Source organism: Neotabrizicola sp. VNH66, assembly GCF_049445895.1.
GTDB lineage: Bacteria > Pseudomonadota > Alphaproteobacteria > Rhodobacterales > Rhodobacteraceae > Pseudogemmobacter.
In genome coordinates this window covers 432,480-450,310 of record NZ_JBMSDW010000001.1, presented here as the reverse complement: position 1 = coordinate 450,310, position 17,831 = coordinate 432,480, and the positions used below count along the sequence as shown (strand labels likewise).

Here is a 17,831-nt window from a genome sequence, read left to right as displayed (position 1 = left end):
CCCCTTTGCCCGGCCCGCGAAGGAGACCGACCGATGCGCCTGAAATGCCCTCTTTGCGGCGACCGTGACCGGCGGGAGTTCTATTATTACGGCGCCTCCGATTATCTGGATCGCCCGGCGGCGGCGGCCCCGCTGGCGGATTGGGACAATTACCTGCATCTGCGCGACAACCCCGCCGGGGTGACGCGGGACCTCTGGTATCACGAACAGGGCTGTGCGCAGTGGCTTATGGTCACCCGCAACACGGTGACGCATGACATTTCCGCCGTGGAACTGGTGGCGGGCAGGGGCGGCAAATGAGGATCGACGGCAAGGGCATCATCGACCGCAGCCGCCCTTTGCGGTTCCGCTTTGACGGGCGGGACTACACCGGGTTCAAGGGGGACACGCTCGCCTCGGCCCTTTTGGCCAACGGGGTACGGCTGGTCGGGCGCAGCTTCAAATATCACCGCCCCCGCGGCATCCTGACCGCGGGGTCCGAAGAGCCGAACGCGCTGGTCGGTGTCATCGGCAAGACCAACCAGACCCCGAATGTCCGCGCCACCATGCAGGAGGTGTTCGAGGGGCTGGAGGCGCAGAGCCAGAACCATCTGGGCAGCCTGCGCCACGACCTGCTGGCAGTGAACGACCTGCTGTCCCCGTTCCTGAGCGCGGGGTTCTATTACAAGACCTTCATGTGGCCGCGGGCCTTCTGGGAAAAGCTGTATGAACCCGCGATCCGCCGGGCGGCGGGGATCGGCCGGCTTTCGGGCAAGCATGACGAAGGCGCCTATGAAAAGGCCTGGGCGCATTGCGACCTTCTGGTGATCGGCGCGGGGCCGTCGGGGCTGATCGCCGCGCTGACCGCCGCGCGGGCGGGGGCGGATGTGGTGCTGGCCGAGGAGCAGCCGGTGCTGGGCGGGCGGCTTCTGTCCGACCGCGGGCTGATCGGGGGCGAACCGGCGGCGCAATGGGTGGCCGCGGTGGAGGCAGAGCTGCGCGCCCTGCCGAATGTCCGTATCCTGACCCGCACCACTGTGACCGGCGCCCATGACCACGGCACCTATGCCGCGCTGGAGCGGGTGGGCCTGCACCGCGCCGCGCGTCCGAACCTGCCGCGCGAATGCTTCTGGCGCATCGTCGCGCCGCGGGTGATCCTCGCCTCCGGCGCGCTGGAACGCCCGATCGCCTTTCCGATGAATGACCGGCCCGGTGTGATGATGGCCTCCGCCCTGCGGACCTATCTGAACCGTTTCGGCGTGGTGCCGGGCAAGCGCGTGACGCTGTTTGCCGCCAACGATGCCGCCCGTGCCGCCGCGCGCGACCTGATGGCCGCGGGCGTGCAGGTGGCCGCGATCATCGACCCGCGGCCCGATGCCAGCGCGGTGGAGGATTGCCCCGTGCATCTGGGGGCCGAGGTGATCGACACCCAGGGCCGCCACGGCCTGTCCTCGATCACCGTCCGCAAGGGCGCCGAGACCTTCCGGATCGAGACCGATTGCCTTGGCATGTCCGGCGGCTGGAACCCCACGCTGCATCTGACCTGCCATATGAACGGCCGCCCGCGCTGGAGCGAGGATCTGGCCGCCTTCGTCCCGATGGAAGGCGCTGTGCCCGGGCTGGTGGCTGTGGGTGCCGCGAATGGCAGTTTCTCGACCCATGGCGCGCTGACGACCGGCCGGGCCGCTGCCGAAAAGGCGCTGGAGGCCATTGGCCGAAAGCCCGTTGAGGCAGCCCTTCCGGCCGCTGAGGATACGCCCTATGCCCACCGGGCCGTCTGGACGGTGGAGGGGCCGAAAGGTGCGCGGGGCCGCGCCTGGCTCGACTTTGCCAATGACGTGACGGTGAAGGATGTGCAGCTGGCCGCGGCGGAAAACTACCGCAGCGTCGAACATATGAAGCGCTACACCACGCAAGGCATGGCGCCGGATCAGGGCAAGAATTCCAATGTGGCCGCGCTGGCGGTGCTGGCCGATGCGACGGGCCGCGGCATCCCGGAGACGGGGACGACCACCTTCCGCCCGCCCTATACGCCGGTGTCGATCGCCGCCATGGGGGCTGGTGGCCGGGCCGAAGGCTTTGCGCCGCAACGGTTTCTGACCAGCGATCAGGCCAGCCGCGACCGGGGCGCGCCGATGATCGAGGCGGGGCTGTGGTATCGCCCCAGCTATTTCCCGAAGCCGGGAGAGACGACATGGAAAGAGGCCTGCGACCGTGAGGTCGCCATGGTCCGCAATGCCGTGGGGGTCTGCGATGTCTCGACCCTGGGCAAAATCGACATTCAGGGCCGCGATGCCGCGCGGTTTCTGGATTTCGTCTATACCAACACTTTCTCGACCCTGCCGGTCGGAAAGGTCCGCTATGGGCTGATGCTGCGCGAAGACGGGCTTGTCTTCGACGACGGCACCTCCGCCCGGCTGGGAGAAAACCACTTCCTGATGACCACCACCACCGCTGCGGCGGGGCCGGTGATGCGGCATCTGGATTTCGTGCATCAGGCCTTTTGTGCCGGTTGGGACCTGCGGTTCGTCAGTGTTACCGAAAGCTGGGCGCAGTTCGCCGTGGCGGGGCCGAAGGCGCGGGCGCTCCTCGATTCCCTGCTGGAAGTGCCGGTGGACCTGCCCTTCATGGGCTGCGGTCCCACCCGGATCGGCGGGGTGGAGGGGCGGCTCTTCCGCATCTCGTTCAGCGGGGAAGAGGGCTATGAGATCGCCGTTCCCACCCGCTATGGCGAGGCTCTGTTCCGCGATCTGGTCGCCCGGGCCGAGACGATGGGTGGCGGCCCCTACGGGATGGAGGCGCTGAACGTCCTGCGCATCGAAAAGGGCTTCATCACCCATGCCGAGATTCACGGGCGGACCACCGCCTTTGACATCGGCATGGAGAAGATGGTCAGCGCGAAGAAGGACTGCATCGGCAAGGCCGCGGCCACGCGCCCCGGGCTTTGGGGGCCGGAGCGGGAGCAGCTGGTCGGGCTGAAGGCCAAGGGGCCGATCACCGCGGGGGCGCATCTCTTCCGCCCCGGCTTTGCGGTCGAGCGCGAGAATGATCAGGGCTATGTCACCTCGGTCTGCTGGTCGCCCACGCTGCAGGCCTGGCTGGGGCTTGCCTTCCTGACCGACGGCCGCGCGCGGCATGGCGAGACGATCCGGCTGGTGGACCACCTGCGCGAGATCGACGTGGAATGCGAGGTCTGCGACCCCGTGTTCCTGGACCCGGACGGAGGGCGGATGCGTGCCTGAACTGATCGCGAAAGGCCCGTTCGACGGGCAGGCCGAACGGACGAAGGCCGGGGTCACGCTGACCCCCTTGGCCGAGGGGCCGCTGTGGTCCGTTGCGCTGTTTCCCGGCGGGGCGAAGGGCGCGGCCAAGGCGCTGAAAGCCCTTGGGCTGGTTTTTCCGGCACCCGGGACATGGGCGCAGAACGGAGAGGCCCGGATCGTCTGGACCGGGCGGGATCAGGCGCTCTTGTCCGGGCCGCTGCCCGGCGGTCTGGACGGCCATGCCGCGGTGACGGACCAGTCCGGCGGTTGGGCGGGGATTGCGCTGTCCGGTCCTGCGGCGCGGGCGGCGCTGGCGCGGCTGGTGGCGCTGGACCTGCGGCCCGCGGTCTTCGGCCCGGGGCAGGCGGCGCGCTGCGGGCTGAACCATGTGCCCGCGGTGCTGATCTGCACCGGGGCGGAGGCGTTCGAGCTGCGGGTGTTCCGGTCCATGGCCCGGACGGCATGGCACGAACTGGCGCAGGTGCAGGACCATCTGGAGGCCCGCGCGGGCTGAACAAGCGCGCCGGGGGCGCTGCCCCCGTCCTTGCGTTCCGCAAGGACTCCCCCGGGATATTTGGGCAAACTGGAAAGAGGAATGTTCCGTCCCGGGCTGCGGGCGGAGGCGGTTTTCATCGGCAGGAACCGGCCAAAGGGGAATTTGTCACTGGCGTGTCGTCTGCGGCATGTTTACACGGTTTCTGAAAGTTCGTTTCAGGAAAGCTGAAAATGTCGCCCGACGGTCAGACCCTTCCCCCCGATTGCCATGCCGCCGAACCGATCCCCGAGGCCGCCCGGGCCGAGATCGACCGGCTGCTGAGTTCGGGGGATCTGTTCCGCTACACTGCGCCCAAGGATGCGCCGGTGGCGCTGCTGGAGGCGGAATTCGCCGAACTGATGGGGGTGCGTTATGCGCTGGCGGTCTCGTCCTGTTCCGCCGCATTGTTCCTGTCGCTGAAGGCGCTGGACCTGCCGCGTGGGGCGAAGGTGCTGATCCCGGCGTTTACCTTCGCCGCCGTGCCCTCGGCCGTGGTTCATGCCGATTGCGTGCCGGTTCTTGTCGAAGTAGGTGACAACTACCGCGTGGACATGGCCGATTTCGCCGCCAAGCTGGACGAGGCGCAGGCGGTGATGATCAGCCATATGCGCGGCCATACCAGCGATATGGATGCGATCCTTGCGCTGTGCGATGCCCGCGGCATTCCGGTGGTCGAGGATGCGGCGCATTCGCTGGGCACGCTGTGGGGCGGGCGCAAGATCGGCACCATCGGGCGCGTCGGCTGTTTCAGCTTTCAGTCCTACAAGATGGTGAATGCGGGCGAAGGCGGGATGATGATCACCGACGACCCGGAGATTGCGGCCCGCGCGATCATCATGTCCGGCGCCTATGAGGACAACTGGAAGAAACACCCGGGGCTTCAGAACAGCTTTGGCGCCTGGCAGAACAAGCTGCCGCTCTATAACCTGCGGATGCAGAACCTGTCCGCCGCGGTGATCCGCCCGCAGCTGCCCGCGCTGGCGGGGCGAGTAGAGCGGGGCCGTGCCGGGCATGACCGGGTGGCGGCGCAGCTGAACACCAGTGCCTGGCTGTCGGTGCCCGAGGCTTTGGCCCCGGAGCTGCGCGCGCCCGACTCGATCCAGTTCAACCTGACCGGTGACTGGACCGATGACGAGGCGCGGGCCTTCCAGCGGGCGGCCAAGGCGCGCGGCGTCGGCGTGCAGGTCTTCGGGCTGAGCGAGGGAAATGCGCGCGCCTTCTGGAACTGGCAGTTTCTGGGCGACCAGCCCGATCTGCCGCAGACTCGCGCCATGCTGATGCGGGCCTGTGACGTGCGGCTGCCGGTGCGGCTGACCGATGCGGAGCTGGATTTTATTGCAGGCGCCGTGCTGGCCGCCGTGCAGGATGTGAAGGCCTAAGAAGCGTCAGGGGGCGAGCGTCAGCCGCCCCTCAAGCCAGGGCCAGTCGCGCAGGGCGGGGCCGATGACCTCGGCTCCGATCAGCTGGCGCAGCCGGACGGCCACCAGCCCCGGCAGATCGCGCAGCACACCCGCGCGGGCCGACAGCGACAGGCTGCGGCTGAAGGGCGCGAAGGGCAGGGGCCGCAGGTCCACCTCATGCCGGAACCGCCGCGCGCGATGGAGCGCAAGGGGCGTCAGGATTGCCCAGCCCTCTCCAGCGGCGACCAGCGAGAGAATGGCGTGATAGCTGTCCAGTTCGAACCGCGCGGCGGGGGCGATGCCTTCGCGCGCCAGATGGGCGGCGATCTGGCGCCCCATCAGCAGCCGGGCGGAATGGTGGATCATCGGCAGGGTGGCAGGATCGGCGCCGCGGGGCACGACGGCCAGAAACGGCTCGGTCAGCAGGGCATGCACTTCGCGTCCGTCGGGGCCGGGGCTGTCGGCGGGCAAATCGGCGGCGACGACCAGATCCAGCGCCCGCGTTTCCAGCTGGTCCAGCAGGCGGTGCGAGGGGCCGGTGTCCAGAAGGAACCGGCAACCGGGCAGATCGGTCGCCAGACCGGACAGAAGGCGCGGGGTCACATCCGCCTCGAAATCCTCGATCATGCCAAGGCGCAGGGTGGTCAGCCCGGCCAGATCGGCGCGGGCCAGTTCGGCGCGTGCCTCCTGCGCGGCATTCAGCATGGTCTGGGCGTGGCGGCGGAACATGGCGCCCGCGGGCGTGGTCCGCACCGGCCGCGCGCCGCGGTCCAGAAGCGTGGCGCCAAGCGCCACCTCCAATGCGGAAATCTGCTGGCTGACGGCCGAGGGGCTGACCCCAAGCCGCCGCGCCGCAGCTGAAATCGCGCCCTCTTCGGCGGTGGTCAGGAAGACCTCGATCCCCCAGAGCGAAACGCGGCCCTCTGGCTCAGCCATTCCGGGGGGTCAGAGCTTGGAGAGCTTCGCCTGAAGTTCGGCAAGCTGTTTCTTGATGTCGGCAATGTCGTCGGTCTTGCCTTCGCCTTCAGGCGCGGGGCCGGTCGATCCGGGCCAGCCCGGCATTCCGGGCATCCCCGGCATGCCGCTCATCATCGATTTCAGGAAGGCTTCCTGCTGTTTCCGCAGCGCCTCGAACCCCGGGATATTGACCATGGGGTTCGGGAAATGCGACAGGTTTTCCATCATCTTGGCCTGGCTTTCACGCAGCATGTCGAAGCTGGAGGCCAGAAATTGCGGCATGACCGCCTGCATTCCGGTCGCATAGCTGCGGACCAGATCGGTCAGCACATTCACCGGCAGGACATTTTCGCCCTTGGATTCATGCTCGGCCACGATCTGCAAAAGATACTGCCGGGTCAGGTCGTCGCCGGTCTTCAGATCGACGATCTGAACCTCGCGCCCCTTGCGGATGAAGCCGGCGATATCCTCCAGCGTCACGTAATCGGACGTTTCGGTATTGTAGAGGCGGCGGCTGGCATAACGCTTGATCAGCAGCGGCTTGTCGGTCTCGGACATCGCGGGCCTCCCCTCCGGCTTTGCGGTTGCAGAGAAGCTTAGGGCAGGGATGCAGCGAAAAGCAAGGCGCAGAAACGCCTTCGCCAAAAAGGCAGGGGCGGGCCCTTTGCAGGACCCGCCCGGGGTGGCGCTTCATCTGGGAGGAGAGGGACGTTGCGTACACCCGCCCGCGAAGATTACTTCGCGGCTGCAGCAGCCTTTTTCGCGACCGAGGTCACTTCGGCAGTGGCCTTCTTCACGGCGGCGGTGGCGTCTTCCGACACTTCCTTGCCGGCGGCCAGCATCAGCTCAACCGTTTCCATCTGGACCTTCTTCGCCACTTCGGCAAAGGCGGCCATGTTCTCGGCAGCCATTTCAGCAGCGGCCGAAGCGAAATCCGTCACCGATTTGGTGTAATCGGCCGGGTCAGCCTTGGCCTTCGAAATGTCCGACAGCTTTGCCAGCGTGTCCTTGGCCCATTTCGTGGTGATCTCGGTCGACTTCTCGGCAGCTTCCAGCGCGACCTTCGAGAATTTCTCGCCAAAAGCGGCCTGGGTCTTGAAGGCGTTCTGGAAGGCGGCGCTGTCCACCGGGAACGAAGCCATCATGTCCTGAAACACCTTGGTGAAGTCGGGGGTCTTGGTCATTTCATCATCTCCTGCGTCCGGGGTTCGCCCGTTTCCTGAGCCAGTATATACATGCTGCACCGCAGCATTTCAAGTCTCTTTCTGCAATGCAGCATTGCCGGAGCGCGATCCGGGGCAGGGGATACAAGCATGGGGCGAGTTGTCCGGATGTCCGTCTGCCAAGAGGCTGATCTTGCCCGAAGATCACCGAAAGACTGTCAACCTGCCTGCGGGTGCCGGAAAACAGGCCGCCGCCGCCCGGTCGGGGCGGCGGCGGGAATATGCCGGGAAAGCGGGACGAATCAACTGGCGGGAAGCGCGGTCTTTGCCACCACGTAACCACCCGGTGCGGGGGCCAGTGCGGGATGGACGCTGTCGCCGGGAATGCGTGCGGGCACCATGGCGCCGGATTGGGCGGCCAGCCATTTCCCCCAGCGGGGCCACCAGCTGCCCGCATGTTTCGTAGCCCCCGCCAGCCAGTCCTCGGGCGCGCCGGCCACCGGGGCCTCGCTGGTGTAATGGCCGTATTTGCCCTTGGACGGCGGGTTGATGATCCCGGCGATATGGCCCGATTCCGACAGGATGAAGGTCTTGTCCTTCGACCCCATCTGCTTCACCCCGTTAAAGCTGCCGCGCCAATGGGCGATGTGGTCGGTCTCGCAGGCGATGGCGCAGAGCGGCACCTTCACATCGCGAAGGCTGACCGGATGGCCCAGCACCGGGAATTCACCGCGGGCAAAGCCGTCGCGCTGGCAGAGGCCGCGGAGGTATTCCACCGCCATCTTCGCGGGCAGGTTGGTGCTGTCGCCGTTCCAGTACAGCAGATCGAAGGCGGGCGGCGCCTCGCCCATCATGTAGCTTTTGATCGCGGGCGTGTAGATCAGGTCGTTCGAACGCAGGAAGCTGAAGGTCCGCTGCATGAACAGCCGTGACAGCACGCCGTCCTGCGCCACCTGCCGTTCGATTCCGTCCACGAAATCGTCGGTCAGAAACACGCCCACCTCACCCGGGTCCGAGAAGTCGGTCAGCGTGGTGAAGAAGGTGGCGGATTTCACCGTCTTGTCGCCCGCCTTTTGCAGATGCGCCAGCGTCAGGCCCAGCGTGGTGCCCGCGATGCAATAGCCCACGGCGTTGATCTGCGGCTCTCCGGTGATGCGGCGCACCTCGGCCATGGCACGGAGATAGCCTTCGCGGATGTAGTCATCCAGCCCCACCTCGGCATAGCTGGCATCGGGGTTGACCCAGCTGACCACAAACAGGGTGAAGCCCTGATCCACGATCCAGCGGATCAGCGAATTCTGCGGCTTCAGGTCCATGATGTAGAACTTGTTGATCCACGGCGGAAAGATCAGCAGCGGCGTCTTGTGCACCGTCTCGGTCGTGGGGGAATACTGGATCAGCTCCATCATCCGGTTGCGGTAGACGACGGCGCCCGGTGCGGTGGCGATGTTGCCGCCCACGGTAAAGGCGTTGTTGTCCGCCAGCGTCACGATCATTTCGCCATGGTTGGCCTCGATGTCGCGGACAAGGTTCTCCAGCCCCTGAACAAGGCTTTCGCCATCCGTCGCCACCGCCTTTTCCAGCGCATCCGGGTTGGTGCCCAGAAAGTTGGTGGGCGAGAACATGTCCACGATCTGCCGGGCGAAATATTCCACCCGCTTGCGGTCCTCCGGCTCAAGGCTCTCCATGTCGCCCACGGCGGCGGTGATCGCTTCCGAATTCAGCTGATATTGCTGCTTCAGAAAGTTGAAATAGGGATGGGTGTCCCACAAAGGATTGGCAAAGCGCCGGTCCTTGGGGCCGGGGTCGGGCGGGGCCTTGAATTCTCCCTTTGCCAGCACCTGCTGCGCCTCGACGTAATGGGTCAGGGTCTTGCCCCAGTAATTGATCTGCTGCTCCAGCACGCGCGCGGGATTCTGCATCATTTCGGCCATGTAAGAGGCGGCGGCCTTCACATATACATCCGCGCCCGGGCCATTCAGCGCGGGATCATGCGGGCGGCGCTGTGTCAGGGCGGTGGTCAGCCGGGCCGACAACTCTTCCAGCCGGGCGAGATTTGCCTTCAGCCGTTCCGCACGGTCGGCCGGGTCCATATCTTTCCCGTATTCGGCAGTTGTCATAACAAAGTTTCCCCCCTAACATTGCTGCGCATGCAGCATCTGGCGCCGCCGACCGGCCGGGATGCTGCGGCACAGGGCCGGTTCGCCGGAGGTCAGGAGACGTCATGAAGTATATGGCCACCTATGATGTGATGGAAAGCGTCCGCAACACGAATGAGTGGCTGGGGGCGTCGGCCCGTGCTTTTGCCAGCTATCCGCTCTTCGGTCTGTCGCTCAATCCGATGCTGCCGCTCTTGGCCGCCTGGGGCGAGGTGACGGAACGGTCCTTCGGCCGCATGGTGGCCAAGCCGGACTGGGGCATCCGTTCGATCGTCGGCCCCGACGGGCAGGACCATCTGGTGGATGAGAAGGTGGTCGTCGAACGGCCCTTCGGCAATCTCCTGCATTTCTTCGTGCGCCGCCGCGCGCCGATGGCCCGCAAGATCCTCGTCGTGGCGCCGATGTCGGGGCATTATGCCACGCTGCTGCGCTCCACCGTGGCCTCGCTTCTGCCCGATGCCGATGTCTATGTGACCGACTGGCTGAACGCGCGCGACATTCCGGTCAGCGCGGGCAAGTTCGATGTCGAGGATTACACACTTTATATCGTGGATTTCCTGCGCCATCTGGGCCCCGACACCCATGTTGTCGCCGTGTGCCAGCCGGTGCCTCTGGTGCTGGCCGCCACCGCCTATCTGGCGGGTGAAGATCCGGATGCCCAACCGCGCAGCCTGACGCTGATGGGCGGCCCGGTCGACCCCGATGCCGCCGCGACCGAGGTGACGGATTTCGGCAACCGGGTGACCATGGGGCAGCTGGAACATCTGGCGATCCAGCGCGTCGGCTTCAAATACAAGGGTGCCGGGCGGCTGGTCTATCCGGGGCTGGCGCAGCTGGCGGGCTTCATCTCGATGAATGCCGAACGCCATGCCAAGGCCTTCACCGAACAGATCTTCAAGGTCGCGCAGGGGCAGGCGGGTGACCACGACGGCCACAACCGCTTTTACGATGAATATCTGGCCGTGATGGACATGACGGCGGAATTCTACCTCTCCACCGTGGAGCGGATCTTCAAGAACCGTGAAATCGCCCGCAACGAATTCGTGGTGGCCGGCAAGAAGGTGGACATCGGCGCCATCACCCGCGTCGCGGTCAAGATCGTCGAGGGCGAGAATGACGATATCTCCGCCCCGGGCCAGTGCCTTGCCGCGCTGGACCTGCTGACCGGCCTGCCGCCCGAAAAGAAAGCCCAGCATCTGGAGCCGGGGGCGGGCCATTACGGCATCTTCGCGGGCAAGAGCTGGCGGCTGAACATCCGCCCGCTGGTCCTGAAATTCATCGATGCGAATTCGGCTGCACCTGACACCGCCGTCACCCCCGAAACACCGCCTCCGGCCAAGAAGGCCAACAAGACCATCCGGCTGGCGGCGGGCTGAACCTGAACTGCGGCCGCGGGCGGTGAGGCCTGCCGCCGCGCGGCTTTGCTCGCTTCTCCACCGCCGCGGGCCGGGTCCTGCGGCGGTGCTATCCTTCAGATTTTGCGCCTCACCGGTCGTTGTTGCCGGGCGCCGTCAGCGGGTCAGAGCAGCGTTGACCGACCGCCCGGCCAGTGCTGCCCATCTTCCACTATGGTTTTCCATTTTGCCCCAAATATCCCGGGGGAGGGCCCCCGCAGGGGGACCGGGGGCAGCGCCCCCTACACGCTCAGCGTAAAAGCATCGGCCCGGCCAGAAAGACCGACAACGCGGCATTCACCGCCTCCGGCTGTTCCAGCTGCGGATGGTGGCCTGCATCCTCGATCACCTGCAGCTGGCCACAGGGCATCAGCGTTGCCAGAAACTCGGCCCGGCGCAGCGGAACCAGCGGGTCGCTGCGCCCGGCCAGAATCAGCCCGGGCACGCGGATGCGGCGCAGCGTCTTCTGCTGATCCGGCCGGCGCTGCACCGCGCGGGTCTGGCGCAGATAGACCTCCAGCCCCAGCCCAAGGCCCATATCCGCCAACAACCCGCGGATCTCCTGGCGCCATGGCGTCTCGGCCAGGGCATGCGCGGGCAGATCTGCCTCCAGCGCCGCTTCCAGCCGCCCGGTGCGCGCCAGCACCAGCCGTGCCTCGCGCTGTGCGGCAATCGCGGGCATTTCGGGCAACGGGTCCATCGCGACAAGGGCGATGCGGCTGACCCGTTCGGGCAGGCGCCGCAGGATGTCCACCGCCACATCGCCGCCCAGCCCATGGCCCAGCAGGGCGAACCGCTCGGGCAGGTCTGCCATCAGGCTCTTGCTCATCTGCTCCACGGTCTCGGCGCCCGAGGGCATCAGCAGGATGACAGGCCGGTCCTGCCCCAGCCCCACGATCTGCGGCAGGAACCCCCGCGCATCGGCCATGAATCCGGGCAGGATGACCAAGGGCTCGTTCACAACCGGCCCGCCCAGTTCAGGATCAGCGCGATCACCGCCTCGGTCTGGCCGGGCGACAGCACATCTCCGGCAAGGATATGGGACCAGGGGTCGTCCCCGGCGCTCATCCGCCGCTCCTCCACCTCGACCGCGCCACCCCAACCCGCGATGACGGGCGCAATGGCATCGGTGTCGATCACCTGATCCGCGGGCGCATAGAACACCAGAAGCGGCATCTTCGCGGCGCTGTAATCCTGTGCCCGTGCCTCGCGCATCAGGGCGGCCATCGGAAACAGCGCGGCGGTCGGATAGCGGGTGATCCAGTAGCGGGCATGATCGGCGTTCAGCGGCTCAAATCCGACGCTGCGTCCCACCAGAAGCGGCCCCCAGAGCCGGACGAAGGGCAGGTCAAGCAGCCGCCCCATCATAGGGCGCAGCCGGAAACTGGGCGAGAGCAGGACCACCCCCGCCATGGCGCGCGACAGCTCCGGATCGGTGGCGGCAATCGCGGCCAGCGTACCCCCGGTCGAGGTGCCGATCACCAGCACCCGGTCGCCGATGGCGCGGCCCACGGCCATGGCCTCGGCCATATCCTCGATCCAGTCGCCGGCGGCGGGCTCGGCCATCGCCTCGGGCGTGCGGCCATGCCCGGCCAACCGGGTGAAATAGAGATTGGCGCCAAGCGCGCGGGCCACCTCATCGGGGACGGGGCGGATTTCCTCGGCCGTGGCCGAAAAACCGTGGATATAGACGATGGAAAGCGGCGTCCGCACCCCCTTGCCCTTTGCCCAGAGGATGCGCTTTGCCGCGCCGGGGCGAATGTCAGGGAACTGCTGTTCGCTGATCTCCAGCCAGAGGTCGGGATCGTCACCCAGCACCTTGGCATCAAAGGCGATCTTGCGGTCCACCCCTTCGCGCGGGCCCAAGACCAGCAGCGCCGCCAGCGCCCCCATGCCCGCCAGCGCGATCCAGAGGGCGCGGCGCATCCGCTCAGACCCCGCGGGAAAGGTTGGCGACAGAGGCCGCGATCAGGGCCAGACAGTCCGGGGTGGAAAACCGGTGATCCGCGCCCTTGACCAGCGTCAGCCGGATGTCCGGCCCGGTCGCATGGTCCAGAATCCGCAAGGCCACCGCGGGGGGCACATCGGTGTCGGCGGTGCCCTGAAGAAAGCGGGCGGGAAAGGGCAGGGCGAGCGGGCTTTCCAGCACGAGGTTCTGCGCACCATCCTCGAACAGGCGCCGGGTGAAAACATAGGGCGTGTCGGAATAACCCGAGGGCAGTTCCAACCGCCCCGTCGTCCCGACCTCGGCGCGCTGCGCCTCGGTCAGCTCCTCAGTCCAGGTCCGCCGGGTGAAATCCGGCGCGGCAGCGATGCCCACCAGCCCGGCCACCCGCTCCGGCATCGCCCGGGCCAGCAGAAGCGCGATCCAGCCGCCCATCGAAGACCCGATCAGCACCTGCGGCCCTTCGGTCAACGCCTCGATCACGGCGCGGGCATCCGCGGCCCAGTCGCCGATCGAGCCGTCCTCGAACGCGCCGGAAGACTGGCCGTGACCGGAGTAATCGAAGCGCAGGAAGGCGCGGCCCCGGGCTTTGGCCCAGTCCTCCAGAAACACCGCCTTGGTCCCGGTCATGTCGGACCGGAAGCCGCCAAGGAACACGATCCCCGGTTCCGCCCCCGGCCCCGTGGCGGGCGTGCGGACATAGGCCAGACGGCGCCCCGCGGGCGAGGTGAGGAATTCGGTCATCTGCTCTCCTTCGCGGGCCTCTGGCGGGCCGCTTCTCGCTGCACCTGCAAAGCCTAGCAGAGCCGTGCCCGGCCCGCCAGCAGAACCCCGACGCCCGCCGATCACGACCCCGCAAGCCGTTGTCCCGGCCCACTCTCCCCCCCTTTATCTTGGCACAAATATCCTGCGGGGAGGTCCGGAGGGGTGCAAAACCCCTCCGGGCGTGCGGCAGGGGGCTTCAGCCGGAGCTGCGCGCCAGAACGCGGCTGATTTCATTGAAACTGCGTCCGCTTTCGGCTTGCCACTGGCTGAACGCGCTCTGGATCGCCTGCATGGCCTTGGCCGAGCCTGCCGATCCGGCGATCACGCCTTCTTCGGTCAGCCGGGCCAGCACGTCGCGGGTCAGGATGAAGCTGTCCTTGCCCATGAACCGCAGCATGTATTGCCCGGTGGTGCCGCCCAGCCGGCTGCCTTCGGTTGCAAGCCAGGCCAGAAGCCCGGTGAAATCCTGCCCGGGCCAGTCGGCGACGCGGCGGCCAAAGCCTTCGGGCACGCTGCGGATCAGGGTGGCATTGTCGCGGACGGCCAGGATCTTCGGGCCGGAGCGGATGACGCGGGGATCGCTGAGCAGCGCCTCGACCTCATCCTCACTCATCAGGGAAACGCGCCCGGGGTCGAAACCGTGGAAGGCGGCGGTGATCCCCTCCCATTTCGCCTCGACCACCTGCCAGCTGATCCCGGCCTGAAAGATGCCCTTGGCCATCTGCGCCAGCCAGCGCGCGTCCGGGATGGCGGCCAGTTCCTCGGGCGGCAGGGGGCGAGGCGCACCTTCCAGCACCGCGGCCTCGCTGCCCTTGCGGGCAACGGCGATTTCAAGAATTTCGGCAAAGCTGCGCATCAGGTGCTCCTCCTCACGCCCGGGCGACGGGGCCCTTCGGGCACTCCTTGCGCAGGCGGTCCTGTGAAGACTGCCCGAAGGGCTGGAGGAGCATCAAGTGCAAGATGTTGACTTCGCGCCCTCCGGCGTTCAAAACCCCCGCCATCATAACCCGCAACCGGGCGTTCCGTGGGCGCCAAACCGACGAGGATCAGGCCAATGGCCCAGATTTCCCTGACTTTCCCCGATGGCAATATCCGTCAGTTCGACGCAGGCGTGACGCCCGCGCAGGTGGCCGCCGCCATTGCGCCCTCGCTGGCCAAGGCCGCGATCTCCGCGCAGGTGAACGGCGCGCATTGGGACCTGCAATGGCCGCTGCACGCAGACGCCGCCATTTCCATCAATACGATGAAGGATGACGGCCCGGCGCTGGAGCTGATCCGCCACGATCTGGCCCATATCATGGCCCGCGCCGTGCAGGAAATCTGGCCGGATGTGAAGGTCACCATCGGTCCGGTCCGCGATCAGGGCTGGTTCTACGATTTCGACCGGGCCGAACCCTTCACGCCCGAAGATCTGGGCGCGATCGAAGCGCGGATGAAGCAGATCATCAACGCGCGCGATCCGATCCGGACCGAAGTCTGGTCCCGCGCCGATGCGATCAAATTCTACGAAGAGAAGGGTGAGCCCTTCAAGGTCGAGCTGATCAACCGGATCCCCGAAGGCGAGGATCTGCGGATGTATTGGCACGGGCACTGGCAGGATCTGTGCCGCGGCCCGCATCTGCAACATACGGGGCAGGTGCCCGCCGATGCCTTCAAGCTGACGCATGTGGCGGGTGCCTATTGGCTGGGCGATGCCTCGCGCCCGATGCTGCAACGCATCTACGGTCTGGCGTTCAAGAGCCGCGACGACCTGAAGGCCCATCTGACCATGCTGGAAGAGGCCGCCAAGCGCGACCATCGCAAGCTGGGCCGCGAGATGGACCTGTTCCATCTGCAGGAAGAGGCGCCGGGCATGGTGTTCTGGCACCCGAACGGCTGGCAGATCTGGCGGGGGCTGGAGGATTTCATGCGCGGCCGTCTGCGCCGGGCGGGCTATCAGGAAATCCGCACGCCGCAGGTGGTGGACCGCGTGTTGTGGGAGAAGTCCGGCCACTGGGAGGCCTACCGCGAGAACATGTTCATCGTGGAGGTCGACGAGGAAGGCGCCAAGGAAAAACGCATCAACGCGCTGAAGCCGATGAACTGCCCGTGCCATGTGCAGGTGTTCAATCAAGGCCTGAAATCCTACCGTGACCTGCCGCTGCGTCTGGCGGAATTCGGATCGTGCCACCGTTACGAATCGTCGGGCTCGATGCACGGGCTGATGCGGGTGCGCGGATTCACGCAGGATGATGCCCATATCTTCTGCACCGAGGATCAGATCGAATCCGAATGCGCGGGCTTCATCGCGCTGCTGTCGGGTGTCTACCGCGACCTTGGCTTCCAGAAGTTCGACATCAAACTGTCCACCCGCCCCGACGTGCGGGTCGGCTCGGATGAGGTCTGGGACAAGGCCGAGGCCGCGCTGAAGAACGGGATCGAAAAGCTGGGCCTGCCCTATGAGATCAACCCCGGCGACGGGGCGTTCTACGGGCCGAAGCTGGATTTCAAGCTGACCGATGCCATCGGCCGCGAATGGCAGTGCGGCACCTTCCAGTGCGATTTCAACCTGCCGGACCGGCTGGATGCGGAATATGTGGCCGAGGATGGGATGAAACACCGGCCCGTCATGCTGCACCGGGCGATTCTGGGCTCGTTCGAGCGGTTCATCGGCATTCTGATCGAAAACTATGCCGGCAAGCTGCCGTTCTGGCTGGCGCCGCGGCAGGTGGTGGTGGCGTCCATCGTGTCGGATGCCGATGATTACGTGCGGGAAGTGGTCGAGGCGCTGAAGGCAGCAGGCGTCCGGGCCGAGGCCGATACCCGCAATGAGAAGATCAACTACAAGGTGCGCGAGCATTCGGTGGGCAAGGTGCCGGTCATCTTGGCCATCGGCATGAAAGAGGTTGAAGAGCGCACGGTGTCCGTCCGCCGTCTGGGCGAGAACCGGACCGAGGGCATGGATTTTGCCGAAGCCGTGCGCAGCTTTGCCTTTGATGCGCTGCCTCCTGCGGCAGGCTGACCGATCCTGCGGCACTCCTCCGCGCGACCCCGGGCCTGGCATGGCGTTTTCCCGCAGCTTTGTGCGGGAAAGCGCCATATGCCTTGATTTTCGATAAAGCCGTGTCATCCTGCCCGGCAGTAACGACAGACTTTCTGACCGCCTCTCTCTGACGAAAGGCCGAAAGACCTGGCGGCTACGCCCGGTGGCAATTCCGCCCTCGGGGGGTTCGAAGGGAGAGACGGGAATGCCGACCGGCACCGTGAAATGGTTCAACGCAACGAAGGGTTACGGCTTCATTGCGCCCGATGACGGGGGCAAGGATGTCTTTGTCCATATCTCGGCGGTGGAACGCGCCGGGCTGAAGGGCCTGAACGACAATCAGAAGATCGCCTATGAGCTGAGCTCGGGCCGCGACGGCCGGTCTTCGGCGGGCGATCTGAAACTGCTCTGACCCTCGGGCGGCGCGCTTTGGCCGCGCCGCGTCTTAAATCGGCCAAGCCGGGCTGCGGCGGCGGCCCGGCCTTTCCTCTGATCCTGCGATCCGGATCAGAGCAGTGCGTCCTGCACCGCCCCATCCCAACCCAGATGCCAGGTGTCGCCGTCCCGGATCACCGGGCGCTTCATCACCGTGGGCTGCGCCTTGATCTGGGCCTCCGCCTCGGATTCCCGCAGGAAATCGCTGAAGCTGCGGTAGGTGGTGGATTGCTTGTTCACGGCCCGGTCGCCGAACTGGGTCACGATATCGGCGATTTCCGCATCGCTCAGCGGTTCGGCACGGATGTCGCGGAAGGTGACCTCGCGCCCGGCGGACTGCAGAGCCTTCAGCGCCTTCTTGCAGGTGTCGCAGGTGGGGATGCCGTAAAGGATCATTTGCAGTCCACCCGATAGCCCAGAAGCGCCCGCATGCCGGTGTCGTCCAGCACCACATCCACCGGGGCGACCGTTCCGATGCCGGTGGCGCTGCGCCCCTGTGCCGCACAAAGGGGGGCGACCGCGCGGATCGCGGTTGCCGCATCCACATAGCCCGGGCGGAACAGCACGGCATAGCGGTTGGGAGACAGCTTCATGATATGCTCAAGATACCGGGAATAGGGGCCGCTCGCGCGGGTCGTCTCTCCCGTGGGCGCAAACGGCTCCAGCAGGGCCTGCGCGGCGGCGGGTCCGGCAAGGATCAGGGCCAGCGGCATGGCAAGGGCGGCAAGTTTCGGCGACAGGCGCGGCATGGGGCCTCCGGGGCTTGGGTCCGGACCAGATATAGGCCGCGGGGCGGGCCGTTGCAAAGGGCCTG

The 17,831-nt window shown here is 66.4% G+C and carries 17 protein-coding genes; 7 read left to right on the top strand and 10 right to left on the bottom strand.

The window, feature by feature from the left end:
* The first annotated feature begins 33 nt into the window (after window positions 1-33).
* The 4 genes from ACO2Q5_RS02305 to ACO2Q5_RS02290 all read left to right on the top strand — a co-directional run bounded on the left by ACO2Q5_RS02305 (window position 34) and on the right by ACO2Q5_RS02290 (window position 5,156).
* Window positions 34-300, top strand: coding sequence for a sarcosine oxidase subunit delta (locus tag ACO2Q5_RS02305; protein ID WP_423287960.1), 267 nt, complete (start codon window positions 34-36; stop codon window positions 298-300).
* Window positions 297-3,221 carry a sarcosine oxidase subunit alpha family protein gene (locus ACO2Q5_RS02300; RefSeq protein WP_423287959.1) on the top strand — a complete coding sequence of 975 codons (2,925 nt, stop codon included), beginning with the start codon at window positions 297-299 and terminating at the stop codon, window positions 3,219-3,221. Before ACO2Q5_RS02305 ends, ACO2Q5_RS02300 begins: the two co-directional genes overlap by 4 nt.
* Window positions 3,214-3,756 carry a sarcosine oxidase subunit gamma gene (locus ACO2Q5_RS02295; RefSeq protein WP_423287958.1) on the top strand — a complete coding sequence of 181 codons (543 nt, stop codon included), beginning with the start codon at window positions 3,214-3,216 and terminating at the stop codon, window positions 3,754-3,756. The genes ACO2Q5_RS02300 and ACO2Q5_RS02295 overlap by 8 nt, the downstream gene beginning before the upstream one ends.
* A gap of 212 nt (window positions 3,757-3,968) precedes the next feature.
* The gene (locus tag ACO2Q5_RS02290; RefSeq protein ID WP_423287957.1) at window positions 3,969-5,156 is read left to right on the top strand and encodes a DegT/DnrJ/EryC1/StrS family aminotransferase; all 1,188 of its coding nucleotides are present in this window, start codon (window positions 3,969-3,971) and stop codon (window positions 5,154-5,156) included.
* A 6-nt stretch (window positions 5,157-5,162) separates the two neighbouring features.
* On the opposite strand, the gene ACO2Q5_RS02285 is transcribed toward ACO2Q5_RS02290, so the two are convergent.
* From ACO2Q5_RS02285 to phaC, 4 genes are all read right to left on the bottom strand, one after another.
* Window positions 5,163-6,113 (bottom strand): LysR family transcriptional regulator, encoded by a 951-nt coding sequence (locus ACO2Q5_RS02285; protein WP_423287956.1) that lies wholly within the window; start codon window positions 6,111-6,113, stop codon window positions 5,163-5,165.
* A gap of 9 nt (window positions 6,114-6,122) precedes the next feature.
* Window positions 6,123-6,692, bottom strand: a complete 570-nt coding sequence (gene phaR, locus ACO2Q5_RS02280; protein ID WP_423287955.1) for a polyhydroxyalkanoate synthesis repressor PhaR — start codon at window positions 6,690-6,692, stop codon at window positions 6,123-6,125.
* A 176-nt stretch (window positions 6,693-6,868) separates the two neighbouring features.
* The gene (locus tag ACO2Q5_RS02275; RefSeq protein ID WP_423287954.1) at window positions 6,869-7,318 is read right to left on the bottom strand and encodes a Phasin; all 450 of its coding nucleotides are present in this window, start codon (window positions 7,316-7,318) and stop codon (window positions 6,869-6,871) included.
* Window positions 7,319-7,599: 281 nt separating this feature from the next.
* On the bottom strand, window positions 7,600-9,417 hold the full coding sequence (gene phaC, locus ACO2Q5_RS02270) for a class I poly(R)-hydroxyalkanoic acid synthase (protein ID WP_423287953.1): 1,818 nt from the start codon (window positions 9,415-9,417) through the stop codon (window positions 7,600-7,602).
* Between the two features lie 104 nt (window positions 9,418-9,521).
* On the opposite strand from phaC, the gene phaZ reads away from it, so the two are divergent.
* Window positions 9,522-10,832, top strand: a complete 1,311-nt coding sequence (gene phaZ, locus ACO2Q5_RS02265) for a polyhydroxyalkanoate depolymerase (RefSeq protein ID WP_423287952.1) — start codon at window positions 9,522-9,524, stop codon at window positions 10,830-10,832.
* 268 nt (window positions 10,833-11,100) lie between these two features.
* Here the strand turns inward: phaZ and ACO2Q5_RS02260 are convergent, their stop codons facing one another.
* From ACO2Q5_RS02260 to ACO2Q5_RS02245, 4 genes are all read right to left on the bottom strand, one after another.
* A complete protein-coding gene (locus ACO2Q5_RS02260; RefSeq protein ID WP_423287951.1) occupies window positions 11,101-11,811 on the bottom strand; it encodes an alpha/beta fold hydrolase in 711 nt (236 codons plus the stop codon).
* Window positions 11,808-12,776, bottom strand: a complete 969-nt coding sequence (locus ACO2Q5_RS02255; RefSeq protein WP_423287950.1) for an alpha/beta hydrolase — start codon at window positions 12,774-12,776, stop codon at window positions 11,808-11,810. Before ACO2Q5_RS02255 ends, ACO2Q5_RS02260 begins: the two co-directional genes overlap by 4 nt.
* Before the next feature lie 4 nt (window positions 12,777-12,780).
* The gene (locus ACO2Q5_RS02250; RefSeq protein ID WP_423287949.1) at window positions 12,781-13,539 is read right to left on the bottom strand and encodes an alpha/beta hydrolase; all 759 of its coding nucleotides are present in this window, start codon (window positions 13,537-13,539) and stop codon (window positions 12,781-12,783) included.
* A 217-nt stretch (window positions 13,540-13,756) separates the two neighbouring features.
* Entirely contained in the window at window positions 13,757-14,416 is a 660-nt protein-coding gene (locus ACO2Q5_RS02245) for a DNA-3-methyladenine glycosylase I (RefSeq protein WP_423287948.1), read from the bottom strand.
* Window positions 14,417-14,614: 198 nt separating this feature from the next.
* Between ACO2Q5_RS02245 and thrS the strand changes: the two genes are divergently transcribed.
* Together thrS and ACO2Q5_RS02235 are read left to right on the top strand one after the other, a co-directional pair.
* A complete protein-coding gene (thrS, locus tag ACO2Q5_RS02240; protein ID WP_423287947.1) occupies window positions 14,615-16,561 on the top strand; it encodes a threonine--tRNA ligase in 1,947 nt (648 codons plus the stop codon).
* Between the two features lie 226 nt (window positions 16,562-16,787).
* Window positions 16,788-16,994 (top strand): cold-shock protein, encoded by a 207-nt coding sequence (locus ACO2Q5_RS02235; protein ID WP_423287946.1) that lies wholly within the window; start codon window positions 16,788-16,790, stop codon window positions 16,992-16,994.
* Window positions 16,995-17,089: 95 nt separating this feature from the next.
* On the opposite strand, the gene ACO2Q5_RS02230 is transcribed toward ACO2Q5_RS02235, so the two are convergent.
* Complete coding sequence (locus ACO2Q5_RS02230) at window positions 17,090-17,413, bottom strand: arsenate reductase family protein (protein ID WP_423287945.1); 324 nt, start codon at window positions 17,411-17,413, stop codon at window positions 17,090-17,092.
* Window positions 17,410-17,766 carry a hypothetical protein gene (locus ACO2Q5_RS02225; RefSeq protein WP_423287944.1) on the bottom strand — a complete coding sequence of 119 codons (357 nt, stop codon included), beginning with the start codon at window positions 17,764-17,766 and terminating at the stop codon, window positions 17,410-17,412. The genes ACO2Q5_RS02230 and ACO2Q5_RS02225 overlap by 4 nt, the downstream gene beginning before the upstream one ends.
* Between the last annotated feature and the right edge of the window lie 65 nt (window positions 17,767-17,831).